Annotated in this window: 13 protein-coding genes; 9 read left to right on the top strand and 4 right to left on the bottom strand. The window is 72.3% G+C overall.

Annotated elements, in window-relative coordinates; all coding sequences use genetic code 11:
• Positions 1-1,302, bottom strand: a complete 1,302-nt coding sequence (locus tag AC2IPW_RS15435) for an outer membrane protein assembly factor BamB family protein (RefSeq protein WP_486375147.1) — start codon at positions 1,300-1,302, stop codon at positions 1-3.
• Positions 1,303-1,398: 96 nt separating this feature from the next.
• Between AC2IPW_RS15435 and AC2IPW_RS15430 the strand changes: the two genes are divergently transcribed.
• Positions 1,399-2,160: an acyltransferase gene (locus AC2IPW_RS15430; protein ID WP_010596600.1), complete on the top strand. Its 762-nt coding sequence runs from the start codon at positions 1,399-1,401 to the stop codon at positions 2,158-2,160.
• A 13-nt stretch (positions 2,161-2,173) separates the two neighbouring features.
• Positions 2,174-3,664, top strand: a complete 1,491-nt coding sequence (locus AC2IPW_RS15425; RefSeq protein WP_486375146.1) for an amidase — start codon at positions 2,174-2,176, stop codon at positions 3,662-3,664.
• Positions 3,665-3,683: 19 nt separating this feature from the next.
• On the opposite strand, the gene AC2IPW_RS15420 is transcribed toward AC2IPW_RS15425, so the two are convergent.
• From AC2IPW_RS15420 to AC2IPW_RS15410, 3 genes are read right to left on the bottom strand one after another with little or no spacing between them, the layout of a single operon-like run.
• The gene (locus AC2IPW_RS15420) at positions 3,684-4,928 is read right to left on the bottom strand and encodes a glycosyltransferase family 4 protein (RefSeq protein ID WP_486375145.1); all 1,245 of its coding nucleotides are present in this window, start codon (positions 4,926-4,928) and stop codon (positions 3,684-3,686) included.
• Positions 4,925-6,475: a 1,4-alpha-glucan branching protein domain-containing protein gene (locus AC2IPW_RS15415; RefSeq protein WP_486375144.1), complete on the bottom strand. Its 1,551-nt coding sequence runs from the start codon at positions 6,473-6,475 to the stop codon at positions 4,925-4,927. Before AC2IPW_RS15415 ends, AC2IPW_RS15420 begins: the two co-directional genes overlap by 4 nt.
• Positions 6,472-7,251: a class I SAM-dependent methyltransferase gene (locus tag AC2IPW_RS15410; RefSeq protein ID WP_486375143.1), complete on the bottom strand. Its 780-nt coding sequence runs from the start codon at positions 7,249-7,251 to the stop codon at positions 6,472-6,474. Before AC2IPW_RS15410 ends, AC2IPW_RS15415 begins: the two co-directional genes overlap by 4 nt.
• A gap of 230 nt (positions 7,252-7,481) precedes the next feature.
• Between AC2IPW_RS15410 and AC2IPW_RS15405 the strand changes: the two genes are divergently transcribed.
• From AC2IPW_RS15405 to AC2IPW_RS15375, 7 genes are all read left to right on the top strand, one after another.
• Entirely contained in the window at positions 7,482-8,267 is a 786-nt protein-coding gene (locus AC2IPW_RS15405) for an electron transfer flavoprotein subunit beta/FixA family protein (protein ID WP_003936965.1), read from the top strand.
• Between the two features lie 46 nt (positions 8,268-8,313).
• On the top strand, positions 8,314-9,270 hold the full coding sequence (locus AC2IPW_RS15400; protein WP_003936966.1) for an electron transfer flavoprotein subunit alpha/FixB family protein: 957 nt from the start codon (positions 8,314-8,316) through the stop codon (positions 9,268-9,270).
• Positions 9,271-9,407: 137 nt separating this feature from the next.
• Positions 9,408-10,247 carry a GNAT family N-acetyltransferase gene (locus AC2IPW_RS15395; RefSeq protein ID WP_003936967.1) on the top strand — a complete coding sequence of 280 codons (840 nt, stop codon included), beginning with the start codon at positions 9,408-9,410 and terminating at the stop codon, positions 10,245-10,247.
• Between the two features lie 111 nt (positions 10,248-10,358).
• Positions 10,359-11,237, top strand: coding sequence for a lysophospholipid acyltransferase family protein (locus AC2IPW_RS15390; protein ID WP_003936968.1), 879 nt, complete (start codon positions 10,359-10,361; stop codon positions 11,235-11,237).
• A gap of 42 nt (positions 11,238-11,279) precedes the next feature.
• Entirely contained in the window at positions 11,280-12,506 is a 1,227-nt protein-coding gene (locus AC2IPW_RS15385) for a cysteine desulfurase family protein (RefSeq protein WP_486375142.1), read from the top strand.
• Positions 12,507-12,511: 5 nt separating this feature from the next.
• Entirely contained in the window at positions 12,512-13,603 is a 1,092-nt protein-coding gene (gene mnmA / locus AC2IPW_RS15380; RefSeq protein WP_416061322.1) for a tRNA 2-thiouridine(34) synthase MnmA, read from the top strand.
• A complete protein-coding gene (locus AC2IPW_RS15375; protein ID WP_486375141.1) occupies positions 13,600-14,652 on the top strand; it encodes a methionine synthase in 1,053 nt (350 codons plus the stop codon). The genes mnmA and AC2IPW_RS15375 overlap by 4 nt, the downstream gene beginning before the upstream one ends.

Here is a 14,652-nt window from a genome sequence, read left to right as displayed (position 1 = left end):
TCAGCGGAGCACGTACACCTCGCCCGGCAGGGTTGTCGTGACGAACTCACCGGCCGGCCCGACCGCGGTGCCGACCGAGAATCCGGCTGCACCGGGCAGGGTCTCCTCGTCGAGGGTCTCCCCGCTCGCGGCGTCGAACACGAGGGCGGCCAACCCGTCGTCGGTACGGGCCACCGTGTACCCGGTGCCGTCGGCGGTCAGCGCCGGCACTCCCAGTTGACGCACGTCGCCGCGGCGCCACACGGTTTCGGCCGCCTCGCCGGTGTCGCGCAGCGCGACCAGGTCCCCGGTCCGGCCTCCCGGTGCGAGGACCAGCAGTCCCTCGGCTGACACCGCAGGGCCGGCGGAGGCCACGTACCCGAGGTCGTGACTCCACCGGGGCGCACCGGACCCGGCGTCGAGGGCCCACAGGGCTCCCTCACCGTCGTGCACGTACACCGTTGCACTGTCCGCGGACAGCACGGGACTGGTGGTCGCGCCGCCCGGCAGCTCCGTCTGCGACCATTCCTCGACCACGCGCGCATCGTCGCCGCCGGTGTAGCGCATCGACACGACAGCCGCCCGATCGGCGCCGGGCCGCCACAGCGTCACCAGAATCCGGCCGGTATCGAGATCGACCGCCGGGGTGGTGGCCACCGGGCAGTCCTCCGATCCGCCGAAGCAGGCGGCCAGACCGTGGTCGTTCGGCAACCGAGGCACGTTCGTCCCGTCCGTCACCGCGGGAGTGGGCACGAGGTCGAAGATGGGTGCCGCGTGCTTGCCGGTCTGCGGGTCGAGTACGTTGACCTGCCCGAAATGCGTGACGAACACCAGGTTTCCGTCACCGGTGAACTGGGCGGTTCCCGGCGTGCCGCTCACCGGAATTCGCCACCGCCGCTGGCCGTGCTCGTTGAACGACACCATCGCGCCCTCTTCGCCGACGTAGATGTTGGCCACACCGTCGACGGCGGGAGTCACCCCGGCGACCCCCGGCGCCAGGCGGGTGCACCAGCGCTTGCGGCCGGTGTCGATCTGGAACGAGACGAGGTTGCAGCCCACGGTGGTCGCGCCGGTGACGAAGATCTGCCCGTTGGCTGCGACGCTCGCCGGGGAGGTGACGGCGCCGCCGAGCGGGCGCGACCACGCGGGCGCGACGTCGCGCAGCCCGTCGGCCTGCGCGGTGCTGCTGTTGCGGGCGTCGGCGTACCGCCCCGGCCAGGCCCCGGCGGCGAAGACGTCGACCGGGCCGCTGCTGCTGCCGCATCCGGTCAGCACCAGTGCCGCCGAGGTCGTCAGCATCACCGTCCGCAGGGCAGCCCGCATCACTCATCTCCTCGCCGTGGCTCGAATGACCGATGTGCCACACTATCGGGCCGGGTGGCGCACTCCGCGCACGAGGCGGACCGTACGCTGGCAACCATGACGAGCATGTGGGGCGCACCGTTGCGTACGAGGTGGCGCGGGTCCCGGCGACGGGACCCCGACCAGGCCCGATTCCTGACCGTCGCCTCGCTGCGATGGGTGCTGGCGCACAAGGCGTACACGCCGTGGTACCTGGTCCGGTACTACCGTCTGGCCAAGTTCAGGCTCGCCAACCCGCACGTCGTGCTGCGCGGCATGGTGTTCCTCGGCAAGAACGTCGAGATCCACTCCACCCCGGAGCTGTCCAGGCTCGAGATCGGTCGGTGGGTGCACATCGGCGACGGCAACGCCATCCGCTGCCACGAGGGGTCGCTGCGCATCGGCGACAAGGTCGTCTTCGGCAAGGACAACGTCGTCAACACCTACCTCGACATCGAGATCGGCGCCTCGACGCTCGTCGCCGACTGGTGTTACATCTGCGACTTCGACCATCGCACCGAGGACATTACCTATCCGATCAAGGACCAGGGGATCGTCAAGGGCCCGGTGCGCATCGGACCCGACACCTGGATCGCGACGAAGGTCACGGTGCTGCGCGGCACCCGCACCGGACGCGGCTGCGTCCTCGGCGCGCACGCCGTGGTCAAGGGCGACATCCCGGACTACAGCATCGCGGTCGGCGCGCCGGCCAAGGTGGTCAGGAACCGCCGCACGGACTGGGAGTCCGGCGCCGCCGACCGCGCCGCCTATGTCGCCGCGCTCGAGGACATCGCGCGCAAGAAGGCCGGACGCGAACCGGCAGCGGAACCCGGTTCCTGACAGGAGCCCTGCGATGGACTACGCCGACTACCGCCGCTACGACGCCGTGGGGCTCGCCGAGCTCGTCGCCCGTCGTGAGGTCACGCCACACGAACTGCTCGACGTAGCTCTCGCCCGCCTCGAGGCAGTGGAACCGACGCTGAACGCCGTCGTATGCCGGCTCGACGAGCAGGCGCGCCGCCGGGCCGGTGAGTCGCTCGAGGGGCCGTTCGCGGGTGTTCCGTTCCTGGTCAAGGATCTGCTCCAGGACATCGCCGGGTTACCGACCGGCAGTGGGAGCCGGTCCCTGGCGACGCTGCCCGCCGCGCGCAACGCGGTGGTCGTCGACCGTTGGCTGGGCGCGGGCCTCGTCGTGTTCGGCAAGACGAACACCCCGGAGTTCGGGACGAAGGGGATCACCGAGCCCGAGGCGAACGGCCCTACCCGCAATCCGTGGAATCCCGCGCACACGCCGGGTGGGTCCTCCGGCGGGTCGGCGGCGGCGGTCGCCGCCGGCGTGGTCCCGGCGGCCGGCGCGAACGACGGCGGCGGCTCGATCCGCATTCCTGCTGCCTGTTGCGGTCTGGTCGGCCTGAAGCCGGGCCGGGGCCTGGTGCCGAGCGGTCCCGCGGTGGACGAGGACCGGCACGGGGCGGTCAGCAACGGAGTCGTCACCCGGACGGTGCGCGACGCGGCAGTCATGCTCGACGTCCTGGCCGGCGCGGACCCGAACGGGCCCTATCTCGCGGCGGTACCGCAGGAGTCGTACGCCTCCGCGGCGAGCGTCCCCCCGAGGACGCTGCGCATCGGATTCGCGACGGATTCCCCGATCGGCACCGGGGTCGACCCGGAGGCCGTCGCGGCGGTCGAGGACGCCGCGGCGCTGCTCGACGGGCTCGGCCACGTCGTCGAACCCGCCGCGACGGGGATCGACGAGCGACGGTTGTCCACCGACTGGCTGACGATGTGGTTCGCCTGGCTCGCCGCCGACGTCCGGCAGGCGCGCCGCAGCACCGGGTGCGCACCCGACGCGTTCGAGCCGGACACGCGGTTCCTCGCCGCGCTCGGCGACTCCGTCCGACCCTCGGACTATCTCGCTTCGCTGCGCCGGTGGAACGGATACACGCAGCAACTCGGCGCCTTCCACGAGCGGTACGACCTGCTGCTCACTCCGACCCTGGCGTATCCGCCGGCGCGCGTGGGGGAACTGGCCACGCCGCCCGCGCTGCAGCGGGCCGCGCGCCTGATCGTGACGGCGCGACTCGGCCGTGCGGCGCGGTGGGCCGGGCTGATGGACCGCATCGTCGACGAGAACCTGGCCCGGACGCCGTACACCCAGCTCGCGAACATCACTGGGCGCCCGGCGATTTCGGTGCCACTGCACTGGACCGCGGCGGGATTGCCGCTGGGCGTGCAGTTTCTCGGGCCGCTCGGCTCGGAGGGGCTGCTGCTCTCGCTCGCGGGTCAGCTCGAGCAGGCCCGCCCCTGGGCGCACCGCGAACCCCCGCTGCTGCCGGCCCGGTGAGGCGGGCCGGCGCTGCCGGTCACCGGTCGGGCAGGGGGCGCTGAGGAATAGAAGGCCGGGGAAGTGGATGGCGCACACGGCGTTTCGCCTCCGCATACACCCGGGCGGTCTCGGTGGCCACCAACCGCCAGTCGAAGTCCTCCGTGAGACGCTCGCGCGCCGCCCGTGCCCGCTGCTGGGCGGCGGCGGGATCGTCGAGGGTCCGCCGGACCGCCGACGCCAGCCCGGCGACGTCACCCGGGGCGAACGCGAGTCCGGTCTCGCCGTCGACCACCGCCTCGCCGAGGCCACCGGCCGTCGACGCGACGAGCGGCGTCCCGGCGGCTGCGGCCTCGAGCGCGATGATCCCGAACGGCTCGTAGCGACTCGGCAGCACGATCGCGTCGGCGCGGTGCAGCCGGCCGAGCAGTTCGGTGCGGTCGAGGTTGCCGACGAACGTCACCGACCGCGCGACGCGGTGCACCCGTGCCTGCTCGCGCAGCCACTCGAACTGGGTGCCCTCCCCGGCGACGACGAGCGTGGTTCCGGGGTGCGTGCGCCGGATCCGGGGCAGGGCGGCGATCGCGTCCTGCACCCCCTTCTCGTACTCGAGCCGGCCGACGAACAGCAGCTGCGGCGGCCCGGAGCGCGGCGCCCGCTCCCGGTAGGACCAGGCGGTGACGTCGATTCCGTTGCGGATCACCGTCGCCGGCGGCAGCTCCGGTCCGTAGAGCGCGACGACCTCCTCGTTCATCGAGGCCGAACACGTGATGAGCCGATCGGACTCGTTGGCGAGCCACCATTCGATCGAGTGCACCTGCCGGTTCATGCGGCTCGACAGCCAGCCGCTGTGCCGGCCCGCTTCGCTCGCGTGCAGGGTGGACACGAGCGGCACGTCGAAGAACTCGGCGAGCGCCACGGCCGGGTGTGCGACGAGCCAGTCGTGCGCGTGCACCACGTCGGGGTACCAGCCGTCGCCGATTCCGGCCTTGGTCAGATCCAGCCCCGCCCGCACCATGGCATGGCCCATGGCGAGCGTCCAGGGCAGCATGTCCACGCCGAACTCGAAGTGCGGCGGGTCCTCGGCGACGGCGACGACGAGCACACCCTCGGCGATGTGGCTGATCGTGGGGTGGGTGCCGGCATCGGTGCCGGACGGTCGGCGCGAGAGCACGACCACCTCGTGGCCGGCGGCGGCGAGTTCGGTGGCGAGGTGGTGCACGTGCCGGCCCAGGCCGCCGACGACGACCGGCGGGTACTCCCAGGAGACGATCAGTACCTTCACGACGGGGCTCCCATCCGATCGGGCAGGCGGCGGGCATCGAGCCCGGGGAACAGATTGTCCGCTCGGTTCCAGCCGGCGGCCAGCTGCGCCGCCGTCTCGTCGCGGCCCGCGGCGACCGCGGCGGCGATCTCCCGCAACGCGTGGGCATGCGTGTGGGCCCGGTCCCGCGCGTAGCCGGCCGCGGTGTCCTTGCTGACCATGAACGCCCAGTCGCTCGACACCGTCAGCAGCGCCTCGCGCAGCATCTGGTCGTGCGCCCGGTTGCGCAGCGCGGGGCCCCGGGACCCGGAGCGGGCCTTGTCGAGGGTGTCGAGGGTGGTGCGCACGACTTCCTCGTCGAGCTGGACGAGGTCGCGCACCTGCTCGCCGGCCCACACCCGCCAGTCCTTCCCGGATCCCCACGAGGTGTCGGGCAGTTCGACGGGGGCGCCCACGTACCCGCGGTTGCGTGCGTCGGCCAGAGTGCCTACCTCGATGCCCGCGGCCGGCAGTGCTCGCAGCAGTCGTTCCAGGAACAGGGGGCCCTCGTGCCACCAATGACCGAACAGTTCGGTGTCGAACGCGGCGACCACCAGGGCGTCGCGTCCGATGCGCTCGGACTCGCGGCGCAGTCGCAGGCGGATCGTGTCGACGAAGTCGGCCACGTGCCGGTCGACGGCCGCAGACGCCAGGTCGGGGTCGTAGGGCGCCTTGTCCTGGGGGGCGACGGTCCGGCCGGTCACGCGGGCGGGCTTGAGCCCGGTGTCGTGGCAGTAGGTGTGGAAGTCGCGGTAGGCGGCATGGCCCGGGTAGCCGGACTTCGGCGACCACACCCGGTAGGACACCTGCAGGTCCCGGCCGAAGGCGACGACATCGGAGTCCCACACGGTCCGCCCGAGGGACGTGTCACCGCGCAGAGCGGGACCGTCCACCATGAAGTGCCCGACCCCGGCGGCGGCGTATCCGGTCTCCATGCCGGGGGTGAAGGCACACTCGGGAGCCCAGATTCCGGCCGGTGTGTGCGCCCAGCGGGCGTGTGCGTCCGCCAGGCCCTCGGCGAGGGAGAATGCCCGCAGCCGAGGGTCGAGCAGAGGCTGGAACGGGTGGGCCAGGGGCCCGCCGAGCAACTCGACCGCGTCGGCGTCGACGAGCTCGCGGAACACGGGCGATCCGCCGTGGCGCCAACGGGTTTCGAACTGCTCGAGGGCAGCGGCAGCCTGCCGGTGTTCACGGGCTCCGAGCTCGCGGTAGGACGGCTCCCGCATGCCCGCGGCCTCGTGGGCCCGCAACTGCCAGTTGCCGAGCCAGTGATGCATCCCCGTCAGGCAGTACGGATCGTCGAGCTGCGCGGCCAGCACGGGTGTCACCCCGAGGGTGACCAGGTGGGTGCGGCCCTCGGCGGCGAGGCGGCGCAGGACATCGGTGACCGGGAGATACGTTGCGGCCCAGGACTGGTAGAGCCATTCCTCACCGACGGGCCAGCGACCGTGGTGGGCGAGCCACGGCAGGTGCGAGTGCAGCACGAGCGCGAACAGACCCGGTTCCCGCCGGGCGGCGGGAGTGGTCACCGCGCCGGATCCTTCACCGCGATCGCGACGAGATCGAGACTGGCGTCGATGTTCTCGGGCGCGAGGAGGAAGTCGTCGACCGTCACCGCGGCGACGTCCGCGGTGAGGTCCGCGGGCCAGGGCTCGCCGGCGAGGGCGCGCTCGATCTGGGCGTCGATGAAGGAGCCGCCGTGCTTCGCGTCGAGGGCGCGCAGGACGGGCCCGTGGTGCACTCCGGTGGTGAGGGTGACGCGGAAGCCGGCTGCCTCGAGGAGCTCGGTGAGCTCGGCGGCGTTCAGTTCCCGGGTGTGGAACGGGTTGAGCGGGGTGTCGCGGCCGGGGGAGAACGTGATGCGGTTGGGGGTGCTGATCAGCAGTTCGCCGCCGTCCCGGAGCACCCGGTGGCATTCGCGCAGGAACCCGGGCTGGTCCCACAGGTGCTCGATGACCTGGAAGTTGACGACGACGTCCACCGACGCGTCGGGGAGCGGCAGTTCGACGAGGTTGGCGTGCCGCATGTCCACGCGCGGGTAGCGGGCACGCACGTGCGCGACGGCACTCTCGTCGTAGTCGAGTCCGACGACGGCGCTCGCGACGTCCGCGATCATGTCGGCGCCGTAGCCCTCGCCGGCGCCCGCCTCGAGCACGGTGCGGCCCGCACACCGGGGGAGCAGGTCGCGGTAGACCACCTCGTGGCGGCGGAACCAGTAGTTCTCCTCTGCGATGCCGGGAACGGTGCGTTCACCGGTGAGGGGCAGTCGAGGGGCGTCGCCGGCGGGGACGGTGGATTCGCTCACCGCCCCGACATTAGCCCCACCTTTGTCGACCTCGGCGTCGGTGGTCCAGATCACAGCCGTGCGGTTCCCTTCGTGTGGTTATGGTGGACGAGGTTTCCATCCAAGTTACCAGCGGGTAACTTAGCGTGAGGTAATCTATCGCACACCCCCGTGCGAAGCACGAGAGCTCGGTCAAGGCGTTGCGCCTCGCCGATCCAAGGAAGTCATACACAGGAGGTCGACGTAGACCCATGACGAACATCGTCGTTTTGATCAAGCAGGTCCCCGACACGTGGTCCGAGCGCAAGCTCAGCGACGGCGACTTCACGCTCGATCGCGAGGCCGCCGACGCGGTGCTCGACGAGATCAACGAGCGCGCCGTCGAGGAAGCCCTGCTCATCAAGGAGCGCGACGGCGGGGAGGTCACCGTGCTCACCGCCGGTCCGGACCGCGCCACCGACGCGATCCGCAAGGCGCTGTCCATGGGTGCCGACAAGGCAATCCACCTCAACGACCCGGCCATCCACGGCTCCGACGCGATCCAGACCGCGTACGCGCTCGCGGCGGCTCTCGGCCAGATCGAGGGCGTCGACCTGGTCATCGCCGGCAACGAGGCCACCGACGGCCGGATGGGTGCCGTGCCCGCGATCATCGCCGAGTACCTCGGCCTGCCGCAGCTGACCCACATGCGCAAGCTCAACGTCGCCGACGGCAAGGTCAGCGGCGAGCGCGAGACCGACGAGGGTGTCTTCACCCTTGAGGCCGCGCTCCCGGCCATCGTCTCGGTCACCGAGAAGATCAACGAGCCCCGCTTCCCGTCCTTCAAGGGCATCATGGCCGCGAAGAAGAAGGAAGTTCAGGCCCTCACTCTCGCCGACATCGGGCTCGATCCCGAGATCTTCGGCGTGGCCAACGCCGGCAGCACCGTCACCGGTGTCAGCCCGAAGCCCCCGCGTACCGCTGGTGAGCGCGTCGCGGACGAGGGTGACGGCGGCAGCAAGATCGCCGCGTACCTCGTCGGCCAGAAGATCATCTGATCGCACCCACGCGACACCGCAGACATACCAAGGGAGAGAAAGAGCAATGGCAGAAGTACTCGTGCTCGTCGAGCACGCCGAGGGTGCGCTGAAGAAGGTCAGCACCGAGCTGATCACCGCCGCCCGTGCACTGGGTGAGCCCGCCGCCGTCGTGACCGGCCCGGCCGGCACCGCCGACAAGCTGCAGGACGCGCTCGCCGCCGCCGGCGCCGCCAAGGTCTACGTTGCCGAGTCCGACGACATCGACGGCTACCTGGTGACCCCGAAGGTCGACGTGCTGGCTTCGCTCGTGGAGTCCGCCAGCCCCGCCGCGGTGATCACCGCCGCCAGCGTCGAGGGCAAGGAGGTGTCGGGCCGCCTCGCCGCGCGTATCGGTTCCGGCCTGCTCTGCGACGTCATCGACGTCAAGTCCGACGGTTCGGCCGTGCACTCGATCTTCGGTGGCGCGTACACCGTCGACGCCAAGGCCAACGGCGAGGTGCCCGTCGTCTCCGTGCGCCCCGGTGCCGTCGAGGCACAGCCGCAGGCCGGCGCCGCCGAGCGCGTGGACGTCGAGGTTCCGGCGCAGGAGGAGAACGCGGTCAAGGTCACCGCCCGCAACCCGATCGTGGGCGGCGACCGTCCCGAGCTGACCGAGGCGTCGATCGTCGTCTCCGGCGGCCGCGGCGTCGGCAGCGCCGACAAGTTCACCGTCGTCGAGGAGCTCGCCGACTCGCTCGGTGCGGCCGTCGGTGCCTCCCGCGCCGCCGTGGACTCCGGGTACTACCCGGGCCAGTTCCAGGTCGGTCAGACCGGCAAGACGGTCTCGCCGCAGCTGTACGTGGCGCTGGGCATCTCCGGCGCCATCCAGCACCGGGCCGGCATGCAGACGTCGAAGACGATCGTCGCGGTCAACAAGGACGAAGAGGCCCCGATCTTCGAGATCGCGGACTACGGCGTCGTGGGCGACCTGTTCAACGTCGCTCCGCAACTGACCGAGGAGATCAAGAAGCACAAGGGCTGATCCCCGAGGTCCTGCCGCGGCCCCGCACCCGTCCGGGTGCGGGGCCGCGCGCGTGCCGGGGCATGTTCACCGGACGTGCACGGAGGCGACACCGTGCCGCCCCTGCCGCGACGTACCGGCTCGATACACATTGCGCCATGACCACTTTGCTGGCGCCGGCCCGGAACCCGAAGCCGGAGGCGATGCTGTCGGGGCCGCGTTACTCCCTTCTCGTGTCCGCCGACCGCGAACACCGCGAGGCCGCCCAGAGGCTGCGTTACCGCGTCTTCGCCGCAGAACCCGGGTTCCGCCTTCCCGCAGGCATGCCGCCGGGCATCGACGCCGACCGTTTCGACGAGTACTGCGACCACCTGCTGGTGCGCGAGAACCGTACCGGCGCGGTGGTGGGTTGCTACCGGATGCTGCCGCCGGATGCCGCTCGCGCCGCCGGGGGCTATTACACCGCTACCGAATTCGACCTGACCGCCCTCGATCCCGACGGACTGCGGGCGGTGGAGATGGGGCGCGCCTGCGTCGACCCCGCCCACCGTTCCGGTTCGGTCCTGTCGCTGATGTGGGCCGGGATTCTGCGCTACCTGCAGCTCACCGGGCACAACTGGGTGATGGGGTGCGTGTCGGTTCCGATCCGCACCCACCCGGCCGACGTGCCCGGCGCCAACGTACGGGCAGTGCGCGACGTGTTGCTCGCCCGGCACGCCGTCGAGCCGGTCCGGCGGGTGCTTCCCCGGAACCCGGTCGTCCTCGACGGCCGCACCCTCGAGGAGATTGCCCCACCCGCGCGACCGGTGCTGCCGCCGTTGCTGCGCGGATATCTGCGGCTCGGTGCCCGCATCTGCGGCGAACCCGCCCACGACCCCGAGTTCGGCGTGGCCGACTTCGTGGCGCTGCAGAGCCTCGCCGGCGCCGACGCGCGCTATCTCGACAGGCTTCGGAACGCCGCCGAGAACGCCGAGGCGGCCGCCGGAGCACGGGCGTGAACGCCGCGGGAGCACGGGCGTGCACGCCGCGGGAGCACGGGCGTGCACGCCGCGGGAGGACAGCCGTGAACGCCGCGGGAGGACAGCCGTGAACACCGCGGGAGGACAGCCGTGAACACCCGCGCTCACGCCTGGATGCCGGCCAGTCCCTGCGGCGCGGGCTGCCTCCCGGCCGATCCGGGGCGCGTGAATTTCGTCACGGCGGCCGGCCGGTGGATGCTCGTCGTGGCGGTGCTGGTGACCGCCCCGTTCCTGACCGCCGGCCGGCTCCTGCCCCGCCGCGGGCGCCTCGCCACCCAGCGCGCGTTCGCCCGGGTGCTGCTGCGGTGCGCCGGGCTGCGGCTGACGGTGACCGACCTGCGGGACCGGGGTGACGAGGGCGGGGGCGTGCTCGTCGTCGCCCCGCACGTGTCCTGGACCGACGTGCTCGTGCTCACCGCCGTCGCCCCCGCGGGGTTCGTCGCCCGCAGCGATCTGCTGGAGTGGGGACTCCTCGGCACGCTGGCCCGGCGGATGCGGATCATTCCCATCGAGCGCGAGCGCCTGCGAGAGCTGCCCGTCGTGGTCTCACGAATCCGTGACCGTCTCGTGGCGGGGGAGAAGGTCGCGGCGTTCCCGGAGGGCACGACGTGGTGCGGCAGGGCGTACGGCGGATTCCGTCCGGCGCTGTTCCAGGCCGCGATCGACGCCCGGCGCCCGGTGCAACCGGTCGGGCTCCGGTATGCCGACGCCGCCGGGAGGATCGCCACCGGCCCGGCGTTCGTCGGCGACGAGACGATGGGCGCCTCGTTGCGACGGCTGCTGCGGCACCGGGGCGTCGTGGTGGAAGTGGTGCTCGCCCCGCTCGAGCGGCCCGGCTCCGATCGACGAGACCTCGCCGCACGGTGCGAACGGGCCGTGCGCCGGAACGACGACGACGCCGAACTCGCCGGGCTCGGCCGCGCCGTCCACGACATCGCCGGTCGTGAGGAACTCCGGGCCGGACGGTGAGGTCGGCAGGCGCGGAGCCCGACCCGCTATCCTGGTCCGGTCATGACCTCGAACCCCGCCGGAGCCTCCGGCACCTCGAAGACCGTCTACCTCGATCACGCCGCGACCACGCCGATGCTGCCCGCGGCCGTGTCGGCGATGACGGAGATCTTCGCGACGGTCGGCAACGCCTCCTCCCTTCACGGGTCGGGACGCGCGGCGCGCCGCCGCGTCGAGGAGGCCCGGGAGTCCGTCGCCGCGGACCTCGGCGCCCGTCCCTCGGAGGTCGTCTTCACCTCGGGTGGCACCGAGGGTGACAACCTCGCGGTCAAGGGCATCTACTGGGCGCGCCGCGACGCCGATCCGCGCCGTCGCCGGGTGATTGCGAGCGCCGTCGAGCACCACGCGGTGCTCGATGCCGTCGAATGGCTCGTCGCCCACGAGGATGCCGAGGTCACCTGGCTGCCTGTCGAGGCCGACGGGCGGGTCGAACCGGATGCGCTGCGCCGGGTCCTGGCCGAGCACGCCGACGAGACGGCGCTCGTGTCGGTGATGTGGGCCAACAACGAGGTGGGCACCGTGATGCCCGTCGCCGAACTCACCGCCGTCGCCGCCGAGTACGGGGTTCCGGTGCACAGCGACGCCGTGCAGGCGGCAGGTCATCTGCCGGTGGACTTCGCCGCGAGCGGGCTCGCCGCCATGACGATCGCCGCGCACAAGTTCGGTGGTCCCCAGGGCGTCGGTGCCCTGCTGCTGGGCCGGCAGGTGCCGTGCGTGCCGCTGACGCACGGCGGCGGGCACGAGCGCGACGTCCGGTCGGGAACGCACGACACGGCCGGAATAGCCGGCATGGCCGCGGCGCTGCGCGATGCGACGGCCCAACTCGGCGAACGCGCCGCCGTCCTCACGGCGCTGCGTGACGACCTGATCGCCGGCGTGACGGGCGTGGTACCGGACGCGATCCTCAACGGCCCGCGCGGTGCGGACCGCCTGCCCGGCAACGTGCACTTCACCTTCCCCGGCTGCGAAGGTGATTCGCTGCTCATGCTGCTGGATGCGGCCGGGATCGAGTGCTCGACCGGTTCGGCCTGCACCGCAGGCGTGGCCAGGCCCAGCCACGTGCTGGTCGCGATGGGTGCGGACCCCCGCACGGCCCGCGGGTCGTTGCGATTCTCCTTGGGCCACACGTCGACTCGTGCCGACGTGGAGGCCGTCGTGGCGGCACTGCCGCAGGTGGTGGGACGGGCGCGGGCCGCTGGACTGGCCGGCGCCGGTAGTCGAGAGAGGTGACATCGATGAGGGTGCTCGCGGCAATGAGCGGTGGCGTGGACTCGGCGGTGGCCGCGGCCCGCGCGGTCGATGCCGGCCACGACGTCGTCGGCGTGCACCTGGCGCTGTCCACGGCGCCGGGGACGCTGCGGACCGGGTCGCGGGGCTGCTGCTCGAAGGAGGATGCCGGCGACGCCCGCCGGGCCGCTGACGTGCTCGGAATCCCTTTCTACGTCTGGGATTTCGCCGACCGGTTCAAGGAAGAGGTCATCGACGACTTCGTCGAGTCCTATGCCGCCGGCCACACCCCGAATCCGTGCCTGCGCTGCAACGAGAAGATCAAGTTTGCGGCCCTCGCCGACCGGGCCGTGGCCCTCGGCTTCGACGCGGTCGCCACCGGTCACTATGCCCGGCTCGAGGGCGGCGTCCTGCGACGCGCGGTCGACGCCGGCAAGGACCAGTCGTACGTGCTCGGCGTGCTGACGGCGGATCAGCTCGCGCGTGCGATGTTCCCCGTCGGGGACACCCCCAAGGAACGGATCCGCGCCGAAGCGGCCGAGCGGGGTCTCGCGGTGGCGGACAAGCCCGACAGCCACGACATCTGCTTCATTCCCTCCGGTGACACCCGCGCCTTCCTCGGCGCCCGCATCGGGGTGCGTCCCGGCCGGGTCGTCGACGCACGGTCCGGCGCCGTGCTCGCCGAACACGAAGGGGTGCATGGTTTCACGGTCGGGCAGCGCAAGGGCCTGGGCATCGCCGGCCCCGGCGCGGACGGCCGCCCCCGTTACGTCACCGCGATCGAGCCGGACACCGGTACCGTGAAAGTGGGCTCCGCGGAGGACTTGAAGGTGTGGACGATCCGCGCCGAGCGTGCGGTCTGGTCCAGCGGCACCGCGCCGGCCGGACCGCTCGAATGCGTCGTGCAGGTGCGCGCCCACGGCGGTGTCGCCGCGGCCGTCGCCGAGAGCGTCGGCACCGGTCTCGAGGTGACCCTGCGCGAACCCCTCACGGGCGTGGCCACCGGACAGGCCGTGGTGCTGTACCGGCCGGACGCGGCCGGCGACATCGTCCTCGGCAGCGGCACCATCGCCGGCACCGGTACGGCGACAGCCCGGTGAGTGCGGAATCCTGGTCCGGTGTCGCCACCGGCATCGGCTCGTGGCCCGGCGTCGACGCCCGGGAGTCGGCGGCGACCGTGCTCGGCGAGCTCGAGGCGCTGCCGCACCTGGTCGAGCTGCCGGCCCGGGGCCTCGGGGCCGATCTCGTCGGCCGTACCGGCGCGCTGCTGGTCGACCTGCATCTCGACACGTCCACCACCGGATACCGGCTCGGCGGTCGTCGCGGCGTGGTCGCCGCCCGCGCCGGCGATCTGCTGCGCCGAGATCTCGATGCACTCGAAGAGGCTTGGGAGACAGCAGGACTCGGTCCGGGCCGGACTCTGAAGGTGCAGGCCGCCGGACCTTTCACCCTCGCCGCGCACACCGAGCTGGCCGGGGGCCGGCGCGTGCTCACCGATGCCGGCGCCGTGCGCGACGTCACCGAGTCCCTCGGTGAGGGTCTGGCGCGGCACGCCGCGGAACTGACTCGTCGTCTCGGCGCGGACGTGGTGGTGCAGCTGGACGAGCCCGCGCTGCCCGCCGTCCTGGCCGGAACCCTGACCGGGCGCACGACCCTCGAGTCGGTGCCCGCGCTCCCCGAGCCGGAGGCGCAGCACCTCCTCGAGACCACACTGGCGGCGATCGGGCGGCCCGTCGCGGTGCACTGCTGCGCCCCGGGCGTGCCGGCCGGGATGCTGCGTCGCAGCGGTGTCGACGCCGTCGCACTCGACGTCGCCCAGCTCACCGCCGCCGACCTCGACGGCATCGGTGAGCTGATCGACGCCGGAACGACCCTCCTGCTCGGGCTCGTGCCCTCCACCGCGCCCGACTCCGCCGTCCCCACCTGGCGTGAGCTCGCCGACCCCGCGACCGCGCTGATCGATCGGCTGGGCTTCGCCCGTGCCACCTTGCGCTCGGTCGGGGTCACTCCGCGCTGCGGCCTGGCCGGCGCCGATCCCACATGGGCGCGGCGGGCGCTGCGCCTCGCCCGCGACATCGCCGCCGCATTCACCGACGATCCCGACTCGCTGCGGTCCGGAGCGGCCGGGAACGTCGTATCGCTCGACTAG

The sequence above is a fragment of the Rhodococcus sp. NS-SX18 genome, from assembly GCF_057367935.1.
The sequence above is the reverse complement of the archived record's forward strand: the minus strand, read 5'-3'. Positions and strand labels throughout refer to the sequence as shown.

What these genes read in the sequence shown, in the direction of transcription:
- AC2IPW_RS15385 (WP_486375142.1), top strand. Translation starts at nt 11,280, where the DNA reads ATGACCTCGAACCCCGCCGGAGCCTCCGGCACCTCGAAGACCGTCTAC.
- AC2IPW_RS15425 (WP_486375146.1), top strand. Translation starts at nt 2,174, where the DNA reads ATGGACTACGCCGACTACCGCCGCTACGACGCCGTGGGGCTCGCCGAG.
- AC2IPW_RS15405 (WP_003936965.1), top strand. Translation starts at nt 7,482, where the DNA reads ATGACGAACATCGTCGTTTTGATCAAGCAGGTCCCCGACACGTGGTCC.
- mnmA (WP_416061322.1), top strand. Translation starts at nt 12,512, where the DNA reads ATGAGGGTGCTCGCGGCAATGAGCGGTGGCGTGGACTCGGCGGTGGCC.
- AC2IPW_RS15395 (WP_003936967.1), top strand. Translation starts at nt 9,408, where the DNA reads ATGACCACTTTGCTGGCGCCGGCCCGGAACCCGAAGCCGGAGGCGATG.
- AC2IPW_RS15400 (WP_003936966.1), top strand. Translation starts at nt 8,314, where the DNA reads ATGGCAGAAGTACTCGTGCTCGTCGAGCACGCCGAGGGTGCGCTGAAG.
- AC2IPW_RS15435 (WP_486375147.1), bottom strand. Translation starts at nt 1,302, where the DNA reads ATGCGGGCTGCCCTGCGGACGGTGATGCTGACGACCTCGGCGGCACTG.
- AC2IPW_RS15430 (WP_010596600.1), top strand. Translation starts at nt 1,399, where the DNA reads ATGACGAGCATGTGGGGCGCACCGTTGCGTACGAGGTGGCGCGGGTCC.